This window comes from Amycolatopsis echigonensis (assembly GCF_002846615.1).
GTDB classification, from domain to species: Bacteria; Actinomycetota; Actinomycetes; order Mycobacteriales; family Pseudonocardiaceae; genus Amycolatopsis; species Amycolatopsis echigonensis.
The window spans coordinates 6,618,742-6,643,703 of record NZ_PJMY01000003.1 but is presented as its reverse complement, the minus strand read 5'-3'; the positions used below and the strand labels follow the sequence as shown (position 1 = coordinate 6,643,703).

At 70.2% G+C, this 24,962-nt stretch carries 24 protein-coding genes; 5 read left to right on the top strand and 19 right to left on the bottom strand.

What is annotated here, in order from left to right; translation table 11 throughout:
- Positions 1 to 9: 9 nt before the first annotated feature.
- Together ATK30_RS36480 and ATK30_RS36475 are read right to left on the bottom strand one after the other, a co-directional pair.
- Complete coding sequence (locus ATK30_RS36480; protein WP_101441246.1) at positions 10 to 1,254, bottom strand: MFS transporter; 1,245 nt, start codon at positions 1,252 to 1,254, stop codon at positions 10 to 12.
- A gap of 5 nt (positions 1,255 to 1,259) precedes the next feature.
- Positions 1,260 to 2,021, bottom strand: a complete 762-nt coding sequence (locus tag ATK30_RS36475; protein WP_208637516.1) for a GntR family transcriptional regulator — start codon at positions 2,019 to 2,021, stop codon at positions 1,260 to 1,262.
- Positions 2,022 to 2,073: 52 nt separating this feature from the next.
- On the opposite strand from ATK30_RS36475, the gene ATK30_RS36470 reads away from it, so the two are divergent.
- Positions 2,074 to 2,931, top strand: coding sequence for an amidohydrolase family protein (locus ATK30_RS36470; protein ID WP_101439308.1), 858 nt, complete (start codon positions 2,074 to 2,076; stop codon positions 2,929 to 2,931).
- Here ATK30_RS36470 and ATK30_RS36465 read toward each other — a convergent pair.
- From ATK30_RS36465 to ATK30_RS36440, 6 genes are all read right to left on the bottom strand, one after another.
- A complete protein-coding gene (locus ATK30_RS36465) occupies positions 2,926 to 3,192 on the bottom strand; it encodes a hypothetical protein (protein ID WP_101439307.1) in 267 nt (88 codons plus the stop codon). The genes ATK30_RS36470 and ATK30_RS36465 overlap by 6 nt on opposite strands.
- Positions 3,193 to 3,396: 204 nt before the next feature.
- Positions 3,397 to 4,122: a maleate cis-trans isomerase family protein gene (locus tag ATK30_RS36460; RefSeq protein ID WP_101439306.1), complete on the bottom strand. Its 726-nt coding sequence runs from the start codon at positions 4,120 to 4,122 to the stop codon at positions 3,397 to 3,399.
- A gap of 2 nt (positions 4,123 to 4,124) precedes the next feature.
- The gene (locus ATK30_RS36455) at positions 4,125 to 5,579 is read right to left on the bottom strand and encodes an amidohydrolase family protein (protein WP_101439305.1); all 1,455 of its coding nucleotides are present in this window, start codon (positions 5,577 to 5,579) and stop codon (positions 4,125 to 4,127) included.
- Positions 5,576 to 6,373, bottom strand: a complete 798-nt coding sequence (locus ATK30_RS36450) for an aspartate/glutamate racemase family protein (RefSeq protein ID WP_101439304.1) — start codon at positions 6,371 to 6,373, stop codon at positions 5,576 to 5,578. Before ATK30_RS36450 ends, ATK30_RS36455 begins: the two co-directional genes overlap by 4 nt.
- Before the next feature lie 41 nt (positions 6,374 to 6,414).
- Positions 6,415 to 7,062 (bottom strand): GntR family transcriptional regulator, encoded by a 648-nt coding sequence (locus ATK30_RS36445; RefSeq protein WP_101439303.1) that lies wholly within the window; start codon positions 7,060 to 7,062, stop codon positions 6,415 to 6,417.
- Between the two features lie 111 nt (positions 7,063 to 7,173).
- Entirely contained in the window at positions 7,174 to 8,514 is a 1,341-nt protein-coding gene (locus ATK30_RS36440; protein ID WP_101439302.1) for an MFS transporter, read from the bottom strand.
- Positions 8,515 to 9,015: 501 nt separating this feature from the next.
- On the opposite strand from ATK30_RS36440, the gene ATK30_RS36435 reads away from it, so the two are divergent.
- Both ATK30_RS36435 and ATK30_RS36430 read left to right on the top strand, forming a co-directional pair.
- The gene (locus ATK30_RS36435) at positions 9,016 to 9,435 is read left to right on the top strand and encodes a MarR family winged helix-turn-helix transcriptional regulator (protein ID WP_158242552.1); all 420 of its coding nucleotides are present in this window, start codon (positions 9,016 to 9,018) and stop codon (positions 9,433 to 9,435) included.
- A gap of 119 nt (positions 9,436 to 9,554) precedes the next feature.
- A complete protein-coding gene (locus ATK30_RS36430) occupies positions 9,555 to 10,940 on the top strand; it encodes an MFS transporter (protein ID WP_101439300.1) in 1,386 nt (461 codons plus the stop codon).
- A 20-nt stretch (positions 10,941 to 10,960) separates the two neighbouring features.
- On the opposite strand, the gene ATK30_RS36425 is transcribed toward ATK30_RS36430, so the two are convergent.
- Positions 10,961 to 12,922, bottom strand: a complete 1,962-nt coding sequence (locus ATK30_RS36425; RefSeq protein WP_208637515.1) for a S9 family peptidase — start codon at positions 12,920 to 12,922, stop codon at positions 10,961 to 10,963.
- Between the two features lie 266 nt (positions 12,923 to 13,188).
- On the opposite strand from ATK30_RS36425, the gene ATK30_RS36420 reads away from it, so the two are divergent.
- The gene (locus tag ATK30_RS36420) at positions 13,189 to 15,285 is read left to right on the top strand and encodes a prolyl oligopeptidase family serine peptidase (protein WP_158242551.1); all 2,097 of its coding nucleotides are present in this window, start codon (positions 13,189 to 13,191) and stop codon (positions 15,283 to 15,285) included.
- A gap of 267 nt (positions 15,286 to 15,552) precedes the next feature.
- Here the strand turns inward: ATK30_RS36420 and ATK30_RS36410 are convergent, their stop codons facing one another.
- From ATK30_RS36410 to ATK30_RS36395, 4 genes are all read right to left on the bottom strand, one after another.
- A complete protein-coding gene (locus tag ATK30_RS36410; protein WP_101439297.1) occupies positions 15,553 to 16,410 on the bottom strand; it encodes an aldo/keto reductase in 858 nt (285 codons plus the stop codon).
- Entirely contained in the window at positions 16,407 to 16,841 is a 435-nt protein-coding gene (locus tag ATK30_RS36405; RefSeq protein WP_101439296.1) for a cupin domain-containing protein, read from the bottom strand. Before ATK30_RS36405 ends, ATK30_RS36410 begins: the two co-directional genes overlap by 4 nt.
- 9 nt (positions 16,842 to 16,850) lie before the next feature.
- Positions 16,851 to 17,186, bottom strand: a complete 336-nt coding sequence (locus ATK30_RS36400) for a carboxymuconolactone decarboxylase family protein (protein ID WP_101439295.1) — start codon at positions 17,184 to 17,186, stop codon at positions 16,851 to 16,853.
- Between the two features lie 74 nt (positions 17,187 to 17,260).
- Complete coding sequence (locus ATK30_RS36395; protein WP_244194831.1) at positions 17,261 to 18,673, bottom strand: MFS transporter; 1,413 nt, start codon at positions 18,671 to 18,673, stop codon at positions 17,261 to 17,263.
- A gap of 102 nt (positions 18,674 to 18,775) precedes the next feature.
- Here ATK30_RS36395 and ATK30_RS36390 point away from each other — a divergent pair, with 102 nt between their 5' ends.
- A complete protein-coding gene (locus ATK30_RS36390) occupies positions 18,776 to 19,693 on the top strand; it encodes a helix-turn-helix transcriptional regulator (protein ID WP_416332837.1) in 918 nt (305 codons plus the stop codon).
- Between the two features lie 148 nt (positions 19,694 to 19,841).
- Here ATK30_RS36390 and ATK30_RS36385 read toward each other — a convergent pair whose 3' ends face one another.
- The 6 genes from ATK30_RS36385 to ATK30_RS36360 all read right to left on the bottom strand — a co-directional run bounded on the left by ATK30_RS36385 (position 19,842) and on the right by ATK30_RS36360 (position 24,914).
- Complete coding sequence (locus ATK30_RS36385; protein ID WP_101439292.1) at positions 19,842 to 20,417, bottom strand: peroxidase-related enzyme; 576 nt, start codon at positions 20,415 to 20,417, stop codon at positions 19,842 to 19,844.
- A 76-nt stretch (positions 20,418 to 20,493) separates the two neighbouring features.
- The gene (gene acuR, locus ATK30_RS36380) at positions 20,494 to 21,168 is read right to left on the bottom strand and encodes an acrylate utilization transcriptional regulator AcuR (protein ID WP_101439291.1); all 675 of its coding nucleotides are present in this window, start codon (positions 21,166 to 21,168) and stop codon (positions 20,494 to 20,496) included.
- A gap of 46 nt (positions 21,169 to 21,214) precedes the next feature.
- On the bottom strand, positions 21,215 to 21,895 hold the full coding sequence (locus ATK30_RS36375) for a 4-carboxy-4-hydroxy-2-oxoadipate aldolase/oxaloacetate decarboxylase (protein ID WP_208637513.1): 681 nt from the start codon (positions 21,893 to 21,895) through the stop codon (positions 21,215 to 21,217).
- A 22-nt stretch (positions 21,896 to 21,917) separates the two neighbouring features.
- Positions 21,918 to 22,958 (bottom strand): zinc-binding dehydrogenase, encoded by a 1,041-nt coding sequence (locus tag ATK30_RS36370; protein WP_101441244.1) that lies wholly within the window; start codon positions 22,956 to 22,958, stop codon positions 21,918 to 21,920.
- Positions 22,955 to 24,169 (bottom strand): aspartate transaminase, encoded by a 1,215-nt coding sequence (locus ATK30_RS36365; RefSeq protein ID WP_101439289.1) that lies wholly within the window; start codon positions 24,167 to 24,169, stop codon positions 22,955 to 22,957. Before ATK30_RS36365 ends, ATK30_RS36370 begins: the two co-directional genes overlap by 4 nt.
- 1 nt (position 24,170) lies before the next feature.
- Positions 24,171 to 24,914, bottom strand: a complete 744-nt coding sequence (locus ATK30_RS36360; protein WP_101439288.1) for an SDR family oxidoreductase — start codon at positions 24,912 to 24,914, stop codon at positions 24,171 to 24,173.
- Between the last annotated feature and the right edge of the window lie 48 nt (positions 24,915 to 24,962).

Sequence of the window (24,962 nt, the reverse complement as noted above, 5' to 3'; positions counted from 1 at the left end):
GGGAACGGGTCAGCGGGAAACGGTGTGCGGGGCCGCGGTCGACGGGTCGGCCAGGTCGGGCAGCCCGGCTGTGCGTGTCTCCGGCAGGCAGCACGCCGCGACGATGGCCAGGAGGTAGGCGGCTCCGGCGAAGACGGCGATGCTCGCCGCGAGCCCGATCTCCGCGGACAGGAACCCGACCGCGGCGGGGAACGCGGCGCTCACGATGCGGCCGAGGTTGTAGCAGAACCCTTGCCCGGAACCGCGGACTTCGGTCGGGAACAGTTCGGCGAACAACGCGCCGAGGCCGCCGGGCATCCCGGCCGAGAAGAAGCCCAGCGGCGCGCTCGCGACCAGCATGCCCGCGTTGTTCAACGGCAGCAGCAGGAACGGCACCAGGGAAAGCAGGCACAGGACCGCGAACCCGATGATGTTTTTCCGGCGGCCGACCCGGTCGGACATGATCCCCGAGACGACGTATCCGGCGAACGCCGCGGTGATGAACACCGCGAGGTACCCGGTCGTGCTCAGCACGGTGAGTCCGCGGGTCTTGCGCAGGAACGTGGTGAGAGCGTAGTAGCCGCCGTGGCTTCCGAGCCCGAGCAGCGCCCCGAAGATCGTCACCCGCGCCAGCCCGGGGCGGAAGATCCCCGTCCACGACACCGGTTCGCGTTCCCGGCGGTAGACCGGCGGATCGCCCACCCCGCGCCGGATCAGCACGACCAGCAGCGCGGGCAGCACCCCGAGCCAGAACATCACCCGCCACGCCCACGTCGCGGGAAGCAGGCTGAACGCCGCCGAGAAGGCCACGAGCGCGACGCCCCAGCCGACCGCCCAGCCGCTCTGCACGGCGCCGAGCACCCGGCCGCGGTACCGCGTGCTGACGTACTCGCTGATCAGCACGGCGCCCGCCGCCCACTCGCCGCCGAAGCCGAAACCCTGCAGGCAGCGCAAGACCAGAAGAGACTCGAACCCGCCGGCGAAGCCCACCAGCGCGGTCGCGACGGCGTACCAGGCGATCGTGACCTGCAGGACGCGGACGCGACCCCACCGGTCGGAAGCGAAACCGGCCAGCCAGCCGCCGAGCGCCGTGCAGACCAGGGTGGCGGAGGCCAGCAGCCCGGCCTGCCCTTCGCTCAGATGCCACAGCGCCATAAGCGTCGGCAGCACGAGCCCGAAGATCTGCGCGTCGGCCGCTTCGAGCGCCCAGCCGCCGAAGGTCGCTACGAAGGCGCGCCGGCCGCCGGGCGTCGTCGATCGATACCAGCTGTACACGGCCTTCACCTGATTTCGATGCGGTAGCGGAAATCAGCCGCCCGGCCGACCGACCGGCGCCATTCGACCGCGGTCCCGTCGTGGGTGCGCGCGGTCCGTTCGATGAAGACGACCGGATCGCTGCGGCGGCAGCGCAGGAGCAGCGCGTCACCGGCGTTCGCGGTGCCGACGGTCAGGATCTCCTCCGCGGAAGCGACCACAATCCCGCAATGGCGTTCGTAGGCGGGGTACAGCAGGTCGCCCAGGTCGTCCTGGTGGTGGTCGGCGAGTACGGCGAACCGCGGCAGCGGCAGCCAGATGTCTTCGACCAGCACCGGCTCGTCGTCCCGCAGCCGCAGGCGGTGCAGGTGCAGGCTCGCGGCCCCGGGCGGCTCGCCCAGCGCTTCGGCGGCCGTCGCCGGCAGCGCCGCCCGGTCGAAACTGAGGATCCGGCCGGCGGGCGTGCCCGAACGAGGGTCGCCGTAGCGGAAGAAGCGGAACAGCGAGGAGTCCAGCTTCGCCCGGCGGACGAAGGTCCCGCTGCCGTGACGGCGCTCCAGCAAGCCCTGCTCGACCAGTTCGCCGAGCACGCGCCGCATGGTGCCCAGCGCCACCTCGTAGTACTCGGCCAAGGCCGTCTCGGCGGGCAGCGGACGCGCGGGCGTCCACTCCCCCGATTCGACCCGCGCCACCAGCACCTCGCGCAGCCGCGCGTGCAGCGGCAGGCGCGGGTCGAGCCCGTCCAGCGCGGCCCGTCCGGGTCCGGGCATCGTTGCCTCATCAGCCATGGCGGCCACTATGACAGATAGTCCTCTATAGGTCTAGAGGTATGGTGGTCTCGTGATCCTTCCTCCTCGTGCGATCGACGGGCACGCGCACGTCTTCCGGCGCGGGCTCCCCACCGCGGCCGAGCCGCGCTACGTCCCGGACTACGACGCCACGAGCGACGAATACCTGGCACTGCTCGACGAGCACGGGATCGCGGGAGCGTTGCTGGTCCAACCCAGCTTTCTCGGCGTGGACAACGAGTTTCTGCTGGCCTGCCTGCGCCGCTGCCGGGACCGTTTCCGCGCGGTGGTCGTCCTGGACGGGCCCGGGGACCTCGCGCCGCTTTCGGTCGACGGCGTCGCCGGGACGCGCCTCAACCTCATCGACCGGGCCGTTCCCGAGCTGACCGCCCCGGCCTGGCAGCGACTGGGCGCCGAACTCGCCCGCAGCGGCCAGCATCTCGAGGTCCAGGCCAGCGACGAGCATTGGACAGCGCTGGCTCCCGCGCTCCGGCACTGGCCTTCCCCGGTCGTGCTCGACCACCTGGGACTCCCCGGCACTTCCGCCGAAGCCGACCGCGCCGTGCTCGACCTGGCACAGCTGGGCCACGTCTGGATCAAGGCCAGCGCGCCGTACCGCTCGCCCCGCGGAGCCGCCACCACGATGCTCGGCCGCATCCTGGCCGAAGCCGGCCCCCACCGGCTGCTCTGGGGCAGCGACTGGCCGTGGACCCGCCATGAGCACCGCCGAACCTACGCGTCCTGCCTTGCCTGGCTGACAGACCACCTCGACCAGCAGACGCTGCACGCGGTCGTCGCACACAACGCCACCCGGCTCCTGCACTGGTCGCCGGAACCGGTCCCCGCGCCCGCTCCGACGCGAGGAACCCGCACGGCCGAAGCGATGACCGGCGGAACGAACCGCCTATGACGCGGAGGGTCGGGCCGCCTTTCCGCACCAGAGCGAGCCGTCGGGCACCGAGGAAGCGGCTCTCGGATCACCGAGGATCTCGATGTCGGCGAGCGGATCGCCCTCGCACACCGCGAAATCCCCGGTCTTCCCGGCGGAGATCCCTACCCCGGAATCGGTGCGGAGCGCCACCTTGACCCCGCGGCGCACGGCCTCCCCCAGCCGCGTCATCGCCGTTTCGGCCAGACGCTGCTTTTTCGCGTACGCGGCAGGCGCGTACACCCTGGGTGTCGAATGTGGACAGTGTCGGGACGAGGTAGGCCCCGCCCTCGAGCATCAGGTCGATGCCTTCGCCGTTGATCAGGCAACGCATTCCCCGCCGAGCCGAGGCACCGGGACCACTCCGGCGATCCGGTGCGACTAGACGGCACGCCGCACCATCACGCTGCCGGGCCAGTCGAAAGACCGGCCCGGCACGGAGAAAACTCAGGAAAGCAGCTTCCCCCACCGAGGCGCGAGCAACGGAGCACCGGCGAGCTGGAGGCACCGCCACAGCGTCACCGCGACCGAGTCGAGCGCCGCGACGCCGGTGCGGGACTCCAGGTCCTCGACGACCGGCGCCCCGTACAGGTTGGTGCACAAGAACACCAGCGCGTCCGGACGGTCCGCGGCCAGGGTGAGCGAGCCCGGCAGCAGCTCGTCCGGCCGGACGCGGGCGAACGATTCGTTGTCGCTCAGTCCGAGTGCCTGGTGGCCGGCGACGCGGATGCCCTCCTCGGCGTATCGCTCGACCACCTGGAGGTTGACGTCCTCGGTGTACGGCGTCACGAGGCCGATCGTGCGCGTGCCGAACGCGCGGAACGCGTCGAGGTAGGCCAGCGTCGACGTGGTCGCGGGCACGCCGGTGGCCGCGGTGATCTCGCCGGCGATCTCGCGATCGTGCGCCGGGCCGAGCCACGAGCCGGACGTGCCGTTCCACGCGATGACGTCGACGTCCGCCGTCGCCAGCAGTTCCGCCGCGCGGCGCATGCCCTCCACGTCGAACTGCTTGTCCGAGCCCGCGTCGAGCGCGATCCGGATCACCGGGATGCGCGTCGAGTGGATCGTGACGTCGTCGCGCTCGCCGAGGACCCGGTAGCTCATCGGTTCCAGGCACGTGTTCGACGACGGCACGATCATCCCGATCCGAACCGGCCGCTGGGTGTCCGCCATGGTCAGATCCTTTCCGCCGCGGCGAGCCGGACCGCCGGCCGCGGATTGTCGGACGCGGCCTCGCGATACCCGAGCCGCGGCGTGAACCGGCCGACCGGGCCGGGATCGTGGAACCCCTCCTCGTCGAGGACGACGCGGCCGCCGGCGACCACGACCTGCGGCCAGCCGCGCAGTTCCTTGCCGTCGAACGGCGAGAAGTCGGTGCCCATGTGCAGCGCGCCGCCGCTCACCGTCCGGGTCTCGGCGGGGTCGAAGACGACCAGGTCGGCGTCGTAGCCCGGGGCGATGATTCCCTTGCCGGGCACGGCATTGATCCGCGCCGGACCGGTCGAGAACAGCTCGGCGAAATGCTCCAGCAGGCCCGCCGACGGGGTGCCGTGCTCCCCCGCGGCGTCGGCGAGCGCGGTGAACGCCACCGGCATGCGCGTCTCGACCCCGGGAAGTCCGTGCGGCATCTGCCGGACGTCGTCTTTGCGCTCGCGCTTCTGCGTCAGGTCGTAGCACGAATGGTCGCTGGAGACGGTGTGAATCGACCCGTCCGCGAAGCGCCGTCGCAGCGCCGCGACCGTCTCCGGCGAGCGCATCGGCGGGCAGCAGGCGAACCATTCGGGGAAGCGCGAGGAGTACACACCGTCGTCGAGGACCAGGTAGTGCGGGCAGGTCTCGGAGTGGATGTCGAGGCCGCGCGCGCGGGCGGCGGTGACCAGGTCGACGGCGCCGGGCGTCGACTGGTGCACGAAATACACTGGGGCGCCGGTGTATTCGGCCATCGCGAGGACCTCGCGTACCGACGCCTCCTCGACAAGGTTGGGCCGGGTCTCGTGCAGATGCTCGATCCCGATCCGCCCGGCTTCCGCGCTGCGCTCCGTGCAGTCGACGACCATGGCGTCGTGCTCGGCGTGGACGTACGCGAGGCCGTCGAGCCGCACCATTTCGTGCAGCACCTTGAGGACGGTGTCGTTGTCGGCGATCGTGGTGCCGCGATTGGTCATGTACAGCTTGACTGACCGGATGCCGAGCGCCGCGAGTTCCTCCAGCTGCGCGGGAACCGTTTCGTCCCATTGGATGACGGAGCCGTGCAGTGCGACGTCGCACCGGGAGTCCCTCGCCAGCTCGATCTTGTTCTTCGCCGCTTCGAGCGGGGTTTCGCTGGTGTCACGCGGAATTCCGAAGTCGAGGATCGTCGTGGTGCCGCCCCACAGCGCGGCGGTCGAGGTCACCGCGAAGTCGTCGAGCGTGCGGTAGCGGCCGGTGACCTGGGCGACGTGGCAGTGCCCGTCCACCCCGCCCGGGAGGATCGCCCGTCCGGCGGCGTCGACGACCCGCTCCGCGCCGGGCACCGGCTCGGCAGCGTCGACGAGGGCGGCGACCCGGCCGTCGTGCACGACCACATGGGCCTGCCGCGTACCGGACGAGTTGACGACAAGACCGTGCGCAAGAACAAGATCGGCTCTCACTGGGCCCTCCCTTCGATAGTGGCGGCGGAACCGTCGGACGCGCTCGCCGCGGCCTGCGCCGAGACGAGCATGGCGTCGAGTTCGGGACTCAGGCCGGACCGCGCTTTCCGAGGCGGGACAGCGAACGACCCGGCCCGGTGCGGGCCGGACTTCAAGCCCACGAGGGCTTCGGCGAAGCGGATGCCCGCGCCGATGCCGTCCACGACCGGCACCGGAATCTCCCCGGCGACCTCGCGGGCCAGTCCGGCGAGCGGCGCGCCGGCGAGGACGACCACGTCGGCCCCGTCCTCGGCGACCGCGAGCCGTGCCAGTTCGACGAGGGGCGCGCGGAAATCGTTCTGCACGGTCCCGATTCCGCGCAGCGCTTCCTTGATCGACCGGATCGACGCGAGCCGTCCGCCGAATCCGAAGCGCTCGACGCATTCGCGATACCAGGCCGTGATGCGGTCCGAGATGGCGATGACGGAGAACCGCTGCCCCTGCAAGGCCGCGGCGCACAGGGCGGCTTCGGTGATCCCGAGGACCGGTACGTCGGCGAGTTCCTTGAGCGCCGGCATCCCCGGATCGCCGAACGCGGCGACGACGATTCCGTCGACGTCCCGGTGCTCGGCGATGACCTGCGCGACGGCACCCGCCGCGATCAGCGATTCGAAGCGGGTCTCGATGTATTCGACGCCGTACGGGGCGGTCCGGACGACCAGTTCCGTGGTCGGCGCGGCAGACCGTTCCGCCTCCGTCCGGATCAGGGTGGTGACGTCGTCGCTGATGTTCGGGTTGACGACGAGAAGTCTCACGGTGGTCCTCGTTCTCGGGACACCGTCCGGCGCCGGCGACGTCAGACGGTGTCCGGGTATTGGGTTCGGTACTTGCCGATGTGGCGCTCCGACTGGGCGGCCGCCCGCTCCGGGTCGCCGGACGCGATCGCGGCGAGGAGATCGCGGTGCTCCTGCAGGAGCTCGGACAGGTCGAGCACGTGCCGGAAGAGCCAGTGCATCCGGCCCTGCAACGGTTCCAGCGCGGTGCGGAGGAACTGGTTGCCCGCGATGCGGGTGACCTCGTCGTGAAACGCGCTGTTGGCCCGGTGCGCCTCGTTGACGCTGCCGCGCGACAGCGCGTCCGCCGCGTGGTCGAGAAGTTCCTTGAGCCCGGCGAGGTCTTCGTCGCTCGCGCGCTCGGCAGCGAGCCGGCAGGCCAGCACCTCGAGCGAAAGCCGGACCGCGAACAGGTCCTCGACCTCCTGGTCGCTCAGCCCGGCGACCACCGACCCGCGCTGGCCCCGCTCGGCCAGCAGGCCCTCCTGCGCGAGCATCCGCAACGCCTCGCGCACCGGGAGCCGCGAGACTTCGAATTCGGCGGCGAGGTCGCGCTCGACGAGCCGGGTGCCCGGCGGGTAGTAGCCCTCAAAGATCCGGGTCCGGAGCGCGTCGCGGATCGCCTCGCGCCGCGGGCGGTCGCGGTGCGGACCTTCCACTGGCTGTGCCATGGCTTCCCCCTTCGCGTTGGGCCGCGCGACCGCGCGGCGGATCCGGCTTCATTCGACCACATCCGGGGCGGTGCGCCCGCCGGCCGGCAAGCGCGCGGGCGCACCGGCCGCTCACACCGGAAGCCTTTTGCTGTAGTCGAGGGCGAGCACCGCGACGCCCATGATCACCGCCGAGGCCACGAAATAGAGCAGCGCGCCGGTGTAGCTGTGCGTCGCGCCGACGATGAAGCCGACCGCGATCGGCGTCACCATGCCCGCGATGTTGCCCGCCAGGTTCATCGCGCCGCCCAGCACGCCCGCGTTGGTGCGCCCGCCGAGAATCGCTGGCACGGACCAGAAAAGCCCGACCCAGCGCAGGAAGAACAGCACGGTCGAGAGCAGCGCGACCGCGGCCAGCGGGCTCCCGACGATCGTGACGCCGACGAGGCCCAGGGTGACGATCGCGCTCGAGATGCCGAGCAGCGAACGCATGACCGCGTTGGCCCCGTGCCCCTTGGCGCGCAGCCGGTCGGCGAGCAGGCCGCCGAGCAGTTCCCCGACGAAGCCCGCGCCGAAGATCGCGAAGGTCGACCAGCCGATCGACGCCAGCTTGAAGTGCTTCGCCTGCGACAGGTACAGCGGGCCCCAGGTGAGCAGGCCGTAGAACACGCCGTTGAACCCGAGCCAGCCGAGGCACATCGCCCAGAACGAACGGAACTTCAGGTAGGGCAGCAGCGCGCGGCGGGTCGTGGCTCCGGCGGCTGCGGCTTCCTCGTCCTCGGCCCGGTGGGACGCCTCGATGTATTCGGCCTCGGCGTCGTTGACGGAGCGGTGCTGGCGAGGGTGGTCCCGCACGTACCACCACACGGCGATGCCGAGCAGCGCGGTCGCGAGACCCGCGATGAGGAACGACGTCCGCCAGCCGCCGAACAGCGCGATGAGCCCGCTGATCAGGATGCCGCCGACGCCGGCGCCCAGCGGCGCACCCGCGTCGAGGATCGTCGCGCCGCGGCCGCGTTCCTTCGGGTGCATCCAGATGGCGTTGAGCTTGCCGCCCGCCGGCATCACGCCGGCCTCAGCCACCCCGATGCCCATCCGCGCGAGGAACATCGTCAGAAATCCGCCGGTCAAGCCCGACGCCGCGGTCGCCGCGCCCCATCCGACACAGGACGCGGTGAGCACCTTGCGCGGGCCGAACCGGTCGATCAGCCAGCCGACCGGCACCTGCATGAGCGCGTAGGTCCAGAAGAACGCGGACAGCAGCAGGCCGGTGAGCTGGGGAGACAGGCCGAACTCCTGCTGGATGAGCGGCAGCGCCACCGAGATCGAGCCCCGGTCGACGTAGTTGACGGTGACGAGGACGAGCAGCAGGACGAAGAGCATCCAGCGGACGTTCGTGCGCCTGCCGGTCGCGGCACGCGCCTGCTGAGTCGACGCGCCGGCCTGCGGCGACGTCCGACCTTGAAGCGACATCGGTCCTCCTTGACGACGGCGGAGACGGACTGGCCTGCCCGGTGCCGGATCGGCGCGGCCCGTAGTGCGCGACTGCTTCTTGGGATCCCGTATTGGGATCCCAAGAACATAGGCGTGACGTGGAACACGGTCAAGGGCCGATGTCTCCGCTTCGGTCCGCTCACCGGGGTCGCCCGGCCGGGGCCTTCGGGAAGAACCGCTTCTCTTGCTTGCGGAGCGACTCGGGCGACGAGCAGTCCGCGCCGAGGTCGGTGATCTGCTGGTTGCAGAAGACACCGTCGAGCGAGCCGCTAATCGGCAATACCGGGACGTCGATGTTCAGCCGGGTCGCCTCGATGAACAGATAGTTCGCCAGCTCGCTCGTCGCGCTCGATGATGCGCGGGTCGACGCCCTTGCCAGGGGCGCAGTAGAGGCTGCGGTAGGTGCCAGGGCGAACCGGATCCGCTGAACTACGAAGGCAACCTTTGTAGGTTGCCTTCGTACCTGCTACCGTGAAGCCCGTGACCGACACCGCGGACCTGGCCCAGTCGCTGCGCGAGGTTCTCGGCCGAGCCCAGCGGACGCTGCGTGAGCAAGGTGGCCGGAGGGGGTTGACCGCCACTCAGACCGAGGCCTTGGGATACGTCTTGCGCGAGGGCCCGATGACGATCACCGTGCTGGCGAACCGGCAACGCGTGCGGTCCCAGTCCATGGGCGCGACGGTCTGTGTCCTGCGCGAGCGGGGCCTCGTCACGGTCACGCCGGATCCGAGCGACGGCCGCCAGAAGGTCGTCGCCGCCACGGACGAGGCCAGGGCCTTCGTCTCGGAAGCCCGCACCATGCGCGCCGACTGGCTGGCGAAACAGCTTGAGACGCTCTCGCCCGCCGAGCGGCAGACTCTCGCCGCGGCGTACCCGGTGCTCGATCGACTTTTCCCGTAAGGAGCCCGGATGCCCGTCACCGCCCTCGATCCCCCAGCGGTTCTGATCGCCATCGACCTGCGGGCCATCAGTGTTGGCAGCACCGACGACGTCGTCGCGCTGCTCGCCGCGAACTCCCGATGACTTCGTCCGGGACGATTCAGCAGCGCCCCTTCTCGTGGCGGTTCACGACGCCGCTGTACCTCGCCTCAGTCCTCAATCCCGTCAACAGCTCGCTGATCGCCACCGCACTGGTCCCGATCGCGCACGGCATCGGCGTGTCGATCGGACAGACCGCGACCTTGGTGACGGCGCTGTACCTGGCCAGTGCGGTGGCACAGCCCACGGCGGGCAAGGCCGCGGAGGTCTTCGGCCCGCGGCGCGTCCTGATCGCCGGGATCGTGGCCGTGGCGGCGGGCGGGCTGGTCGGAGCGGTCGCGCACGACCTGCTCACTCTCGTGATCAGCCGCGTCCTGATCGGGCTCGGAACCTCGTGCGCCTACCCGACGGCGATGCTGCTGATCCGCGAACGAGCCCGCGAAGCCGGCTTGGACGAGCCGCCCGGTCTCGTGCTCGGCGGGCTCCAGATCGCCGGCGTCGCGACCGCGTCGCTGGGCCTTCCGGCGGGAGGCCTGCTGGTCGGCGCCTTCGGGTGGCGAGCGGTCTTCCTCGTCAACCTCCCGGTCGCGCTCATCACGCTCGTCGCGACCCTGGCCTGGATCCAGGCGGACGGACCACGGGAATGGCGCGGCCTGCGCGACGTCGCCGCGCGGCTGGACCTGATCGGCATCCTCGGTTTCGCCGCCGCGATGCTGGCCCTGCTGGTCTTCCTGTTCGAACTCCCCACGGCGCATTGGTGGATCCTGGCGATCTCGATCGCGCTGTGGATCCTCGACGTGCTCTGGGAATTGCGGGCGGCCAGTCCCTTCCTCGACGTGCGCCTGCTGGCGGCGCGCCCGGCGCTGACCAACACCTACGTGCTGTTCGGGCTGGTCATGCTCTGCCAGTACGTCGTGCTCTACGGAGTCACCCAGTGGATCGAAGCGGTCCGCGGCTACAGCGAATCCGCTTCCGGCTTGCTGCTGTTGCCGATGACCCTGGTGTCCGGGATCGTCATCGCGCTGGTGTCCCGCCGCAACATGGTGCGCGGCCCGGTCATCGCCGCCGCTGTAACCGCCCTGGCCGGCTCCGCGGGCGTGCTGCTGCTCGACTCCAGCGTTTGGATCGGCACCGTCGCCATCCTCACGTTCCTGTTCGGCGCTTCCACGGGTTTCGCTGTCGCCGGCTACCAAACCGCCCTCTACACCCACGCCCCGCCCGAACAGCTCGGCACCGCCTCCGGCCTGCTGCGGACTTTCGGCTACGTCGGCTCCATCGCCTCCTCCGCCATCACCGGCATGGTCTTCCACCACCAGGTCAGCGACCACGGCATCCACCTCATCGCCTGGATCATGATCGGCATCAGCCTCGGCTTGACCGTCCTCACCCTGGCCGACCGAACCCTGCGCACCCGACACCACTCGTAGAGGCCGCGCAGACACCGGCTTCAGGAGGCGGGCATGTGCCGTTCGAACCAGTGCACCACCCGCGTGAGGAAGTCCAGCTGCGCCGGGAAAGCGCGCACGCCGTGGCCCTCCTCCGGGTAGATCGCCAGCGCCGAGGGCACGCCGTGCGCCAGCAACGCTTGGTGGAACTCGCGGGCCTGGCCGGGCGGCGTGCAGTTGTCCCGCGCACCCGCGACGTTCAGACACGGGGTCCGCGCCTTGCTCGCGTGCAGCACCGGACTGCGGGTGTGCGCGAGAGTGCCGGGCTGCTCCGGGTCGACGCCGAGGAAGCGGTTGCCCCACGCCGCGATGTTGCTGGTGAAGCTCTGGCTGTACCAGTTCGTGACCGGCGAAACCGGGACCGCGGCGGCGAACCGGGTGTCCTGGGTGACCAGCCAGGACGACATGAAACCGCCGTAGCTGCCGCCGATCAGGCCGACTCGGCTGCCGTCGACCAGCCCGCGTTCGACCAGCGCGTCGATGCCCGACAGGTAGTCGTGGGTGTCGGCGCCACCCATGTCCCGAACGACGCGCGAGGCGAACTCCTGCCCTCGGCCGGAGCTGCCGCGGGGATTCGGGCTCAGGACGGCGTAGCCCTGCTGGACCAGCAGCGGAACCCACGCGTACCGCATCGACCACGAGTTCTGGTACGCCCAGATCGGACCGCCGTGGATGCTCACCACCAGCGGGAACGGTCCGTCTCCCGCCGGGCGGCAGAGAATGCCGTCGATCTCCAGCCCGTCGGGCGCCGCCCAGGTCACGACCTCCGCCGAACCGGCCGCCGACCGGAGGAACTCGGTTCCCGGATGGGCCGTCGACGTCAGCCGGGAACCGCCCAGCACCAGCTCCGGCGGCACCTCGTAGGAGTCCTGCACGGTCAGGACCCGGCCGTCCGCGGCGAACGCGCCCTGCGGCAGGAACCCGCCACCGGCGCAGGACCGGTCGGTCGACAGCACCTCCTCGGGCGCGCCGTCGGCCGGTTTGACGACCCCGGCCACCGAGTCGAGGCGGCGCAGCCCGACGTAGCCGAGGCGGTCGGCGTCGATCCACTCCAGGTGCGTGACGTCGGTGCCGCGCGTGTCGACCCGCCGCACGGCGCCAGTCGCCGGTTCGACGAGCAGAAGGTCGCCGGCGACGAGCCCGCGGTCGCTGCACACGGCTTCGACGACGGCGACCTGGCTGCCGTCCGGAGCGCCGGCCGGCAGCCCGAGCTGCACGTCGCTGCCGAGCAGCTTGCGCGCGTCCCCGTTGAGATCGATCAGGCTCAGGTGGGCGGTGTACCACCCGTCCTCGCCGGGCGCGTCCGAGGCGACGGCCACGACCTGGTCCGGCCCGCACCACCCGGCTTCCCAGCAGTTCATCCCGGCCGGGGACACGCGCACGAGCTCACCGGTCGCGACGGTGCAGACCCACAGCGTCCGCCACCCGGTGTTCTTCGCCCCGTCGTCCAGTTCCGGGTACCACGACGGCTTTTCCCGCTTCTGCTCGACGTTCGTGCCCGAGCCCTGGCCGCCGGAGAGGTCCGCGCCGAGCCCGGCCACGCCGAGCAGCACCTTGCGCCCATCCGGCGACCAGTGGGCGTACTCGACCGTTCCCGGCACCTCGGGAGCCGGCCGCGCCTCGCCGAGGCGGCCGTTGTCGAGGAGGTACAGCTGGAACTCCCCCGCCGTGCGCCGGTCGGACAGGAAGGCGAGCGTCCGGCCGTCCGGCGAGAATCGTCCCCACCGCGAGGACCCCGTTCCGGTGGTCACCGGCCGGAGTTCCCCGTCTTCCGCCGTGTAGACCGCCGTACGCGGCACGCCTTTCAGCTCGTCGAACACGGCGCCGGTGACGACGACGCGCTCCCCGTCGCGCGTCACGTGGGGCTCGCGAAGCGAGTGCGGGCGGCCGAACGCGGGCTCGTGCAGCGCCCGCAAGAACTCCGTGACTTTCCGCTGGGCCTCGGTGCCCTCCAGGTCTTCCACGTCGTACCTTCCCTTCCTCCTCCGGCCGAACCTCCGGCACCCGACGTGCCTTCATCCTGGACACCGGCGACAACGCGGCGCACCCGACGAACGCCGACCGTCGCCGCGGCCGAGCGCGACAGTTGTCGCGGCGGGCAGGTCCAGGCTTCCCGAGACGAGCGAGGCAAGGTCCGCCGCGGACGGCGACATTTGTCGGCCGAGACGGCACCGACCAGTGACAACCGTCGATGGTGGCACGGCTTTCGCGGCGTCGACACTGGCAACGGGTGACCACGAGCTGCGCCGACGAACGGGAGAAGCCGAACATGGAACCGCGCCCCCTCACGAAGAACGTCGGCGGTGTCACGTTCGACGACCCGTACGCCCACCTGCACGACGACACGCCGGAGGCGCTGGCCTGGCAGTGGGAACAGGACGACATCGCCCGCCGGACGGCCGAGGCGTCGCCGAACTTCGCACCGGTGCGGGACCGGCTGCTGGACCTGGACCCCGGCGACCGGTTCGTCGCCGCACCCCGCCGCGCAGGCGGTACGTGGTTTTCGGTCGGCAAAGACGGCGGCGAGCAAGCGCTTGTCACGCAGGACGATCTCGCCGGGCCGCAGCGGGTGATCGACACGGCCAGCGCGATCGCGGCCCGCGAGGGCGCCAGCCTGGCGTCGTTGTTCGACGCGGCCCCGTCGCCACGAGGTACCTACGTGGCGGCGCCGGTCATGCTGGACGGCGACACGATCGGCCCGTGGATCGTCTACGAGGTGGCTTCGGGCAAGCCGCTGTACGCGACGCCCCCGGCGCCTCACATCCACGCGCAACCCGGCTGGCTCCCGGACGAAAGCGGCTTCTGGATGGCCGATCGCACGTCCGACGGCCGGCATCGGCTGCGGTTCCACCCGGTGGCGCCTGGCACCGCTCCACGACCCGAGGTGGTGCTGTCCGCCGAGCAGGTCGCGGTCCAGCACCCCGCGCTGACGGCGCAGATCTCGCCGGACGGCCGCCGCGCGCTCCTGGTCAGCGAGCCGCACGAGCACGTCGCGCTCGGCATGTTCGATCTGGAAGCACTGACCGTGCAGCCGTTCCTGCCCGACGGGTGGACCGGCGAGTGCGACGGATCCTGGCTGGACGACGAGACCTACGTCGCACGGGTCACCGGGGACGGGTCGCGCGGGCAGGTCGAGGCGATCCCCGTCGCGACCTCCCGGGACCGCACTACCTGGCGGACGCTCGTCCCGGCGGGCGAGGGCTTCCTGAACTGGGCCGGCATCGTCGGCGGCCGGCTGTACGTCGGCGACCTCGTCGACGTTTCCCAGCGGGTGCGGGTGGTCGACCTGGACAGCGGCGCCGCTGCGACCCTGCCGCTCCCGGCGCCGTGCGACTTGCCCAGCATGATGGTCAGCCGCTGCATCCGGCCGACCGAGGCTTTCGCCTTCACGCACACGACTTTCACCCAGTCCACCGCCATGATGTGGCACGACCCGGCAACCGGCGTCCTCTCGTGCGCCCGGCAGCCCGCCGTCGAACTCCCCGACACGGTGGTGGAACGCTGCTTCGCGACCAGCCGCGACGGCACCCGTGTCCCGTACTTTTTGGTGCGGCGCACCGACATTGAGCCGAAGGAGCCGTTGCCGTGCCTCGTGCACGCCTACGGCGGCTTCAACATTTCGCTGCTGCCCCAGTTCCCGCGCGAGTACGTCCCGTTCATCGAGGCCGGCGGAGTTTTCGTGCAGGCCTCCCTGCGAGGCGGCGGCGAGTACGGACGGGCCTGGCACGACGCCGGGCGGCTGGTCCACAAGCAGAACGTTTTCGACGACCTGGCGGCCGTGGCGCAGTCGCTGATCGAGGACGGCGTTTCCTCGCCCGCGCACCTGGCCTTCCAGGGAGAGAGCAACGGCGGCCTTCTGGCCGGGGTCGCCGCCGTCCAGCAGCCGGGCCTCTGGCGCGCCGTAGCCCCGGTTTCCCCGCTGCTGGACCTGATGGAGGCCTTCCCCGACACGGGCGAATCGTCGGTGATGCTCGCGGTGGTGCACGAGGATTACGGCGACGTCTCCGACGCGGAAGACGCCAAGCGGATCTTCGCCTGGTCGCCGTACCACAACATCAAGCCCGGCGTCGTCTATCCCGCCGTGTACCAGGTGTTCGGCGAGAGCGACCCGGCGTGCCGGCCCTTCCACGGCCGCAAGTTCACCGCCCGCCTGCGCGCCGCCGACGCCGGCGGCCGGCCGATCCACTTGCGGGTGTGGCGCAACACCGGCCACACCACTCTCGACCCGGCGCAGGCGTGCGCCTACACCGCCGAATGGTTGTCGTTCCTCATGGACCAGGTCGGCCTGCGCCATCCCGGCGCGACACGAACGGAAGGTTCCGCATGACCGAACCGCTCGAGACCATCGACTTCGTGGCCCACGGCAAGGTGCGCGTCGCGGCCGCCGCAGCGGCGTTCTGACCGCACATCCTTGATCTCAGTGCCTGGCGCGGCGGCCAGCGACCTGATGCGGACGTCACCGTCGCGGAGGGCGCGTTGCGCCAGGAGCATCCGCCAGCGGTTGTTTTCCCGCCGCACCGAGCCGTTTCCGGGGCCAGCGGCCAGTGGCCAGTCGACGTTGACGGCCGAGGCCGCCGGGCCGCACTGATTGCCGTTATTTGTCGCGGTAGACGGGGAATACGCTGGAATCGCCGTAATCCCGTTCGTCCAGGTCCCGCAAGGCTTTCATGTCCTCTTCGGAGATGACGAAGTCGACCTCCGCGTTGGAGCGCATGTGTTCGGGGTTCGCGGTTTTCGGCAGCGACACGGTGCCGAGCTGGAGCGCGTACCGGATGCACAGCTGCGGGACCGACACTCCGTACTTCTCGGCGACTGCCGCGACGGCGGGGTTGTTCAGGATCTCGCCGTGCGCGATGGGCGAGTATGCCTCGACGAGGATGTCCTTGTTCTGGCAGTAGGCGATCAGCTCCGCTGGCGTGTTTCCGGCGTGCACCAGGATCTGGTTGACGTGCGGTGCGACGGTGCCGTTCCGGAGAATGTTCTCCAGGTCGGCCTGGAGGAAGTTGGAGACGCCGATCGAGCGGATCTTCCCTGCCTGATACGCCTTCTCGAGCGCCCGCCACGCGGCGAGGTTGCCCTCGGCGTAGTCGCCGCCGCGGAAGTCGTTCCACGGCTGCGGGGAGTGGATGAGCATGAGGTCGAGGTAGCCGATGTCCATTGTGGACAGCGACTCGTCGATCGCGGCCACGGCCTGGTCGTAGTCCTTGATCTCCGCGGCGAGCTTGCTGGAGACGAACAGTTCCTTGCGGGGAAGACCGCTGGTGCGGACTCCCTCGCCGACGCCGCGTTCGTTGCCGTAGGCCTGCGCGGTGTCGATGTTGCGGTACCCGATCTCGGTCGCGGCGCGCACGGCGTCAGCCGCCTTGTCGTCGTCGATGAACCAGGTGCCGAGCCCGAGCTTGGGGATCTCGATGCCGCCTGTCAGGGGGTAGGTCTCGTTCAGGATGGTCATGCGTTTCCTCCGTTCTTCGGGAGCTTGCGGTATTCCTCGTCAGTGACCGGCTCGAGCCACTCGTTGCTGACGTTGTCACCCGGGGTGATGAAAGCGAGGTGGGAGAACCAGGAGTCGGCCTTCGCGCCGTGCCAGTGCTTCGTGCCGGCCGGGACGCGGATCGCGGTGCCGGGCTCCATGCTGACCGGGTCCTCGCCTTCGGCCTGGTACCAGCCGCTTCCTGCCGTGCACAGCAGGACCTGGTCGCCTCCGCCTCCGGTGCCGTGGTGGATGTGCCAGTTGTTGCGGCAGCCCGGTTCGAAGGAGATGTTGTTGACGGGGACGCTGCCCGGGACGAGCGGGGCGTTGTAACTCTGGCCGGTGAAGTACTGCGCGTAGACGTCGTTCTTCTCGCCGAGCGGGAAGATCTGCTCGAAGTCGTTCGCGGTCATGAATAATCCTCAGGCGTCGTTCTCGATGATGTTCTTCAGCACTGTGGTCGCTCCCATGCCGTTCGGCCACCCGGAGTAGAAGGCCAGGTGCAGGAGGGCTTCTTTCAGTTCCTCGTCGGTGACGCCGTTGCGCCTGGCGTACGCGAGGTGGAACTGCAGCTGGTCCATCTTTCCCAGTGCGGTCAGCGCGGAGATCGTGATCAGGCTGCGGTCGCGTTTGGACAGTGCCTCGCGTTCCCAGACCTCGTCGAAGAGGACCTTGTCGGTGTAGTGCACCAGTCCGGGCGCGAAATCTCCGAAGGCGTTTTGTCCGCCGGTCCAGCCGGTGCTCTGGTTGTCGGTCATGTGCGGGTTCCCTTTCGATCGTAGGGTCAGTGCGGGGCCGAGGCGCGGGGTGGCCCCGGGCCAGGCCAGTTTGGTCATGAGATTTCCTTCGCGGTAGGCAGGAACAGGGCGAGGACCGCGGTCACGGCCAGGACGCCAGCGGCGATCCACAGGCTCGCGCGGACGCCGGGCAGGAACGCTCCGGGTTGGGCCAGCAGCCCGCCGAACACGGCGACGGCCAGCGCGCCGCCGACCTGGCGGCTGGTGTTGAACACCCCGGACGCGACCCCCGCTTGGTCGAGCGGCACGGCATCGAGCAGCACCGCGGTCGCGGGCGGGGACACGGTCGGCCCGCCGAGGCCGACCAGCACCATCAACGCGGCGAACGCCCACAGCGGCGCGGACGCGGGCAGCATCGCGACCGCGGCGAGCCCGACGGTCATGAACACCAGCCCGGCCACGATCAAGGTCCTGCGGCCGAACCGCTCGGCCAGCCGCGCGGAGAACGGAGTCAGGACCAGTCCGATCAGCATCATCGGCAGGAACACGGTCCCCGTGCGGACGGCGGTCAGGCCCCGCTCCTGTTGCAGGAACAGGCTCACCACGAACGGCAGCCCGTAGTAGCCGACCATGAACGCGAACCCGCTGACCACGGTGATCACCACGGTCCGGGAGCGGAACAGGTCCGGCGGCACCATCGGGTGCGCCACGCGCCGCTGCACGAGCACGAACCCGGCCATCGCCACGACAGCCACCGCCAATGCCGTCGCCACGAGCGGGTCGCCGAAGCTTCGGGCTCCCGCCTCGATCACCCCGAACGTCAGCGCCACCATCGCGATCCCCGCGGTGACCTGGCCGAGCACGTCGAACGGCACCACTCGAGGCACCGACCGACGGGCCCGGGACAGCAGCACCAGCGCAACCGCGCCCACCGGCACGTTGAGGAAGAAGATCAGCCGCCAGTCCACCTGGGTCAACGCACCGCCCAGCACCGGCCCGCAGGACGAGGCGACCGCGCCGCCCATCGCCCACACCGCGACCGCCCGCCCGCGAACCCGGGCCTCGGGGTACGCCTCGCGCAGCAGCGCCATCGACGCCGGCATCACCGCCGCCGCGGCCGCGCCCTGCACGAACCGGGCCGCCACCAGCGCCCCCAAGCCCGGAGTGAGCCCGCAGGCGACCGAGGCCAGCACGAACACCGCCAGCCCCACGCCGAACGCCCTTCGGGCGCCCAGGCGGTCCGAGAAGGACCCGGCGGTCAGCAGCAGCGCGGCGAACATCAACGTGTATCCGTCGACCACCCACTGCAGTCCCGCTACGCCGCCGCCCAGCTCCGTCCGGATCGTCGGCAGCGTCACGTTCACCACCACCGCGTCCAGGGTCACCACGAAGAACCCCAGCACGGCCGCGGCCAGCGCCGAGCCGGCGTGCCGGTCGCGGCTCGCCGGGGGATCCAGCACGGCAGCGGCCGGTGCTCCGGTGGACGTCGAGAGGCACGGGTCGTTCACGCAAACCAGCAGACCGCAGATCGCGCGGGCCAGACAGGTTGCGTTATGGGAGCACTACCTCAACCCCCCTCGCGGCGTGCCTCGGGTCGTACCGTGGTCGGCGTGGACAACCGTGAAGAGATCCGGGACTTCCTGGTGACCCGGCGCGCGAAGCTGACCCCGGAGCAGGTCGGCCTGCCCGGCGGCGGGCGGCGGCGCGTGCCCGGGCTGCGCCGCGAGGAGGTCGCCGTCCTGGCCGGGGTCAGCCCGGAGTGGTACACGCGGCTGGAGAAGGGCCACATCGCCGGGGTGTCCGAGGACGTGCTCGACGCCGTCGCCCGCGCCCTGCAACTCAGCGACATCGAACGCCAGCACCTGTTCAACCTCGCCCGAGCCGCCAAACCGGTCCGCACGCCGCCACGGCGCACCACGCCGAAAATCCCGGCCAGCATGCAGCGGGTCCTGGACTCGATGGTCGGCACCGCCGCGTTCGTGCGCACGGGACGCCTCGACATCGTCGCCGCCAACGCTCTCGGCCGAGCCCTGTACTCCCCCGTCCTGGACGAACCCGCACACCGCGCCAACATCGCCCGGTTCGACTTCCTCGACCCTCGCGCCGCCGACTACTACCCCGACCACGACGGCGCCCTGTCCGTCGCCGTCGCGCTGCTGCGCACCGAAGCCGGTCGCAACCCGCACGACCCGGCGCTCACTGAGCTGATCGGCGAACTCGCCACCCGCAGCGAGGCGTTCCGCACCCGTTGGGGAGCTCACGACGTGCGCTCCCACCGAGGCGGCGTCAAGACGTTCAACCACCCCGTCGTCGGGTACCTGGAACTCGCCTACGACTCCATGGAACTCGTCGCCGCACCAGGACTCGTGCTCACCGCCTACACCGCCGAACCCGCCAGCCCCTCAGCCGACAATCTCAACTTGCTCGCTACCTGGGCCGCCACCGAAGCAGCACAGTTGGCCAAGCCGGCGGCGCGGGGCCGCGACGCGGACGCGTTGTCTGACAAGGGCACTGATGAATCCACCTGAACACCGGTAGGCCGACGCTGTTCGTGAGCCGAGTTGACCGCAGCTCGCAAGACTGTGTGCACATCGACGATTTCCTCTGCTGCCGCGCCTGGTCGCGCGGGCAGCCTCAGCCCGGCGCGTTGGGGCCTCTGGCTGGCGGGCGACTGCTTCAGCCGCGTCCCATGGAATAGAATTCGGTGTTCGGGCGCATGTTCGTGACGTTGGCGATGCGGTTGGACAGGCCGAAGAAAGCCGAGATCGCCGCGATGTCCCAGACGTCTTCTTCGGTGAACCCGTGGGATTTCAGCGTGTCGAAGTCGGCTTCGGAGACCTTGTTCGCCTCGTTCGAGACCCGGACCGCGAAGTCGAGCATGGCTTTTTGCCGGTCGGTGATGTCGGCTTTGCGGTAGTTCGCCGCGACCTGGTCGGCGATCAGGGGGTCCTTCGCCCGGATCCGCAGGATCGCACCGTGCGCCACCACGCAGTACTGGCATTGGTTCAGGCTCGACGTGGCGACCACGATCATTTCGCGCTCGGCCTTGGTGAGGTTGCCCGGCTTCTCCATCAGCGCGTCGTGATAGGCGAAAAACGCGCGGAATTCGTCCGGCCGGTGCGCGAGCACGAGGAAGACGTTCGGGATGAATCCGGACTTCTCCTGCACGGCGACAATCCGCTCCCGGATGTCGTCGGGCAGGTCGGCGAGCTCGGGCACGGGAAAGCGGCTGACCGGAGACGTTTCTGCCATCGGTGGTGCACCTCGAATCAATTGTCGGAAACAGGGACGCGGGCCTCGTCGGAGAGGGCTCGCCGATGACGGCGACTCAGACCGGCGGGCGTGCGGTCTTCCCCCCTTGTGTCGCTTGAAGCGTGTCCAGAAACCCGTCGGCGAACGCGTCGAGCGCGTCCGCGCGGCGCTCGAGCTTGGCGCGCAGCACCGCGCCTTCCCAGCCGATCCAGAAGAACCGGGCAAGGCCCGCGCAGTCGCTGTCCTCGCCGATCTCGCCAGCCGCTCGCGCCGCGCGGAGGCAGCGGGCGGTCCGTGCCTCCCAGTCGGCGAACACGGCAGTCAGCCGGTCCCGGAAGACATCGGGCAGCACGCCCATCTCCTGTCCGAGATTTCCGACCAGACAACCCCGCCGGTAGCCGTACCGGGCCATCCCGGCCCGCGCGTCGGCGACGAAATCGCGGAGCCGGTCCAGCGGCGCCCGGTCCTCGTTCCCGAACCAGCGGTCGAGCTTCCGGGCGAAGTAGCCGGCGTACTCGTCGATCAACGCCAGCCCGAACGCGTCCTTGTTCTCGAAGTAGTAATAGAAGGAACCCTTCGGCACGCCCGCAGCGGCGAGGATCTCCTCGATCCCGACCGCGCTGAATCCCTTCTCGGTCAGGATCTCGACGCCCTTGCGCAGCAACCGCGCCCGCGGCGCGTCCGGCTGCGTCTGATCCTTGCGCGGACGGCCCCGGCGGCGCGGCTTCGCGGACGCCTCGGCCAGTTCCATGCGTATTTTCTAGACCGAACGGCTAGTAAAAGTCAATCCGCGGCCCTCAGCTCACCGCGTCCTCTTCCACCACCAGTCCCTTGGCCTTGAGTTTCTCCGTCAGCCCGTGGAGTTCGATCAGGGTTGCCGCGCCCCGGCGGTGCTGTGCGCGCAGCCAGGCTTCGTGTTCTTCACGTTCCCGGCAGGACTCGATGACCGTCTTCGCTTCGGCCGGGTCGACGACGACGATGCCGTCCGCGTCGCCGCGCAGGATGTCGCCGGGGCGCACGATCTGGCCGCCGACGGAGATCGGCTGGTTGATCGGGCCCAGAGTTTCCTTGACCGTTCCTTCGATGCACACCGAGCCGGAGAACACCGGGAACCCCAGCTTCCGCAGTTCCGCGCTGTCGCGGACGCCCGAGTCGGTGACGAAGGCGGTGAGGCCCTTGCTGTGGCACGCGGTCGCCAGTACGTCGCCGAACGAACCCGCCTGGGGAAATTCGCCGCCGGCCACGACGATGACGTCGCCGGGCTGGGCGTAGGTGATGGCGACCTGGACCATGATGTTGTCGCCGGCCTGTGCGGAGACCGTGAAAGCCGGGCCGCAGAAGGACATCGCGGGGTCGACCGGCTTGAGGCGGTGCGACAGGGCGCCTTTGCGGCCCTGCGCCTCGTGGATAGTGGCCGCCGAGTACTCGCTCAGCCCGGAGACGAGTTCCGGGTCCGGGCGGTCGACCTTAGTGCGCACGTGGATCAACGGGGACAGCTCCTCAGGAATCGGGATCCGCGGACAAGCGCAGGATCGTCTTGGCGGACCGGGACGAGTCGGCGGCGCAGGCGAACGCTTCGGCCGTCGAGCCGAGGTCGAATTCGTGGCTGACGACCGCGTCCAGGGCGGGCTCGGCGGCGAGCAGGGCGATCGCCGCGTCGAGTTCGGTGTCGAAGCGCTGCGAACCGAACAGCGCGATTTCCTTGGCGATGAGCGAGGCCATCGGGACCGGGACGCCGCCTCCGGGCAGCATGCCCAGCTGCAGCACCGCGCCGCCGGGGCGGACGGCGGCCAGCGCGGACGCCAGCGAGGCCGCGGCTCCGGCTGCCTCGACGACCACGTCGAACGAACCCGGCTCGCAGGTCTCCCCGTCGGACAGGCGGACGATTTCGGTTGCCCCGACGGATTTCGCGACCTGCAGCGGATACTCCTGCAAGTCCGCGGCGACGACGGTGCGCGCGCCGAGGTGGTTCAGCCCGGTGACGGCCAGCGAGCCGATCGGTCCCGCGCCGCTTACGAGCACCCGCGCGCCGCGGACGCGGTCACCCAGGCGGGCCAAGCCGTGGAGGGCGACGGCCAGAGGTTCGGCGAGAACCGCTCGCCGTAGCGGGAGATTGTCGGGGAGGACCCGCAGCTGACCAACGCCGACCGGGAGCAATTCCGCGAAACCGCCCTGCGTATGGGGACGGGTCGAAGCACTGCCCAGGTAAGTGCCGCCAGGCGTGAGGTGGAGGCCGGTCGGCTCGGCGGCACCCGCCGGGGCGCACGGGACGGCGGGGTGGATCGCGACCCGCGTGCCGATCGGCGGCGCTCCGGACGCGCTTTGCCCGACATCGGCGACGACGCCGACCACCTCGTGCCCGAGGGTCAACGGTTCCTCGACCGGATAAGCACCATTGCGACCGTCTGCGGCGTAATGCAGGTCGGAACCGCAGATGCCTCCGTAGACCACCCGCACGAGCACGCCGTCCGGCTCGGGGACAGCCGCGGGCACCTCGTCGACGCGCAGGTCCTTGGCTCCGTGGACGACTACGGCTTTCATCGGCGCTCCCCCGGTGCCAGCGCCTCGCACGCGCGCCGGATGCGGTCGCACGCCTCCTCAAGAACGTCGGCGGAGGTGGCGAACGAGATCCGGAAGTACCCAGGAGTGCCGTAGGCGGTGCCGTGGATCGCCGCGACCTGCTGGGTTTCCAGCAGGTATGCCAGGAAGTCCTCGTCGGTGGCGAGCACGGCACCCGCGGGCGTGGTCGCACCTAGCAGGTCCCGGCAGTCGACGAAAACGTAGAACCCGCCGTGCGGTGCCTGGCAACGCAGGCCAGGCGTGTCGTTGACGAGCTTCACGACGCGGTCTCGCCGTCCTCGGTAAGCCGCGACACTTTCCCGGACGAAGGTCTGGTCCCCGGTCAGCGCGGCGACGGCGGCAGCCTGGCTGACCGACGACGGGCAGGACGAACTCTGCGACTGCAGTTTGTCGATGGCCGCCACCAGATCCGCCGGCCCGGCGCCGTATCCGATCCGCCAGCCGGTCATCGCGTAGGTCTTCGACACGCCGTTGGTCAGCAGGACCCGGTCGGCGAGCCGGGGTTCGACGGCCAGGAGGGTCGGCATCGGCTCCGGCCCGTAGAAGATCTCGTCGTAGATCTCGTCGGTGAGCACCGCGACCTGAGGGTGGTCCAAGAGGACGTCGGCGAGCGCGCGCAGTTCGGCCGCGGTGTAGGCGACGCCGGCCGGGTTGCTCGGCGTGTTGAGGATCAGCCACCGGGTGGCGGGGGTGATCGCCGAGCGGAGTTGCCCGGGCGTGAGCTTGAAGCCGTTCTCGGCCGCGCATTCGACGACCACCGGCGTCCCGTCGTTGGCCAGCACCATGTCCGGATAGGACACCCAGTACGGCGCTGGCACGATCACCTCCGTTCCGGTGTCCACAGTGGCCGCGAGCGCCAGGTAGATGACCTGCTTCGCGCCGCCGCCGACAGTGATCGACTCGAGTGGGATCTCCAGCCCGTGGCGCTGCCGGAGTTTCGCGGCGATCGCTTCGCGCAGCTGCGGGGTGCCGTTGACCGGCGTGTACTTGGTTTCGCCGCGGACGATCGCGTCGATCGCGGCGAGCTTGACGTGGTCGGGCGTGTCGAAGTCCGGCTCCCCGACGGTGAGGTCCAGGATCCGCGCGCCGGTCGCTTTCAGCTCGCGCACGCGCTGGGCCGCGGCGGTGCTCGGGGACGGTTTGATCCGGGAAACCCGTTGTGCGGTCTGCATTTCAGTCGTTTCGCCGTTCGAAGTTGAGTCCGCCGGGCACCTGGAAGGTCGGCAGGATTTCGATGTGGCCGACGTTCATGTGCCGCGGCGATTCGATGGCGAACTCGATCGCGCTCGCGATGTCCTCGGGCTTGAGGGATTCGTAGCCGTCGTAGAACTCGCGCTGCGCCTTGTCCATGTCGCCGAGCAGGCGGCCGAAGATTTCCGTCTCGACCCGGCCGGGGCAGATTTCGGTGACCCGGATCCGCTTGCCGTAGCCGTCGACGCGCAGCTGCCGCGACAGCGTGTGCACGGCTGCCTTGGTGGCGTGGTAGATCGTGTTCCCGCCGAAGTTGTAGACGCCGGCGATCGAGCTGATGTTGACGATGTGCCCGAGGTCGCGTTCCACCATTCCCGGCATGACCAGCCGGACCAGGTGCAGCACGGCCTGAAGGTTCACCGCGACCTGCTCGTCGATCGCGAATTCGTCGGCGGTCAGGATGTTCCCGGTCCGCGACACTCCGGCGTTGTTGACCAGCACGTCGATCTCGAGGCCGCGGACCAGGTCGGCGAGCGCGTCGGTGGAGGTGATGTCGACGGCGTGCGGGACGCAGCCGGTGGTCCGGGCGAGTTCGGCCAGCCGCTCGCCGTTGCGGGCGACCGCGTGCACCTCGAGGCCCTGCTTGGCGAGCCGTTCGACGATGACCGCTCCGATGCCGGTCGAGGCGCCGGTCACCAGCGCGGTGCGGTAGTCGGAGAAGGGCATTTCCGGGGTCCTTTCTTTCCGGGCTTTCCGGGGTCTTCCGGTGTTTTC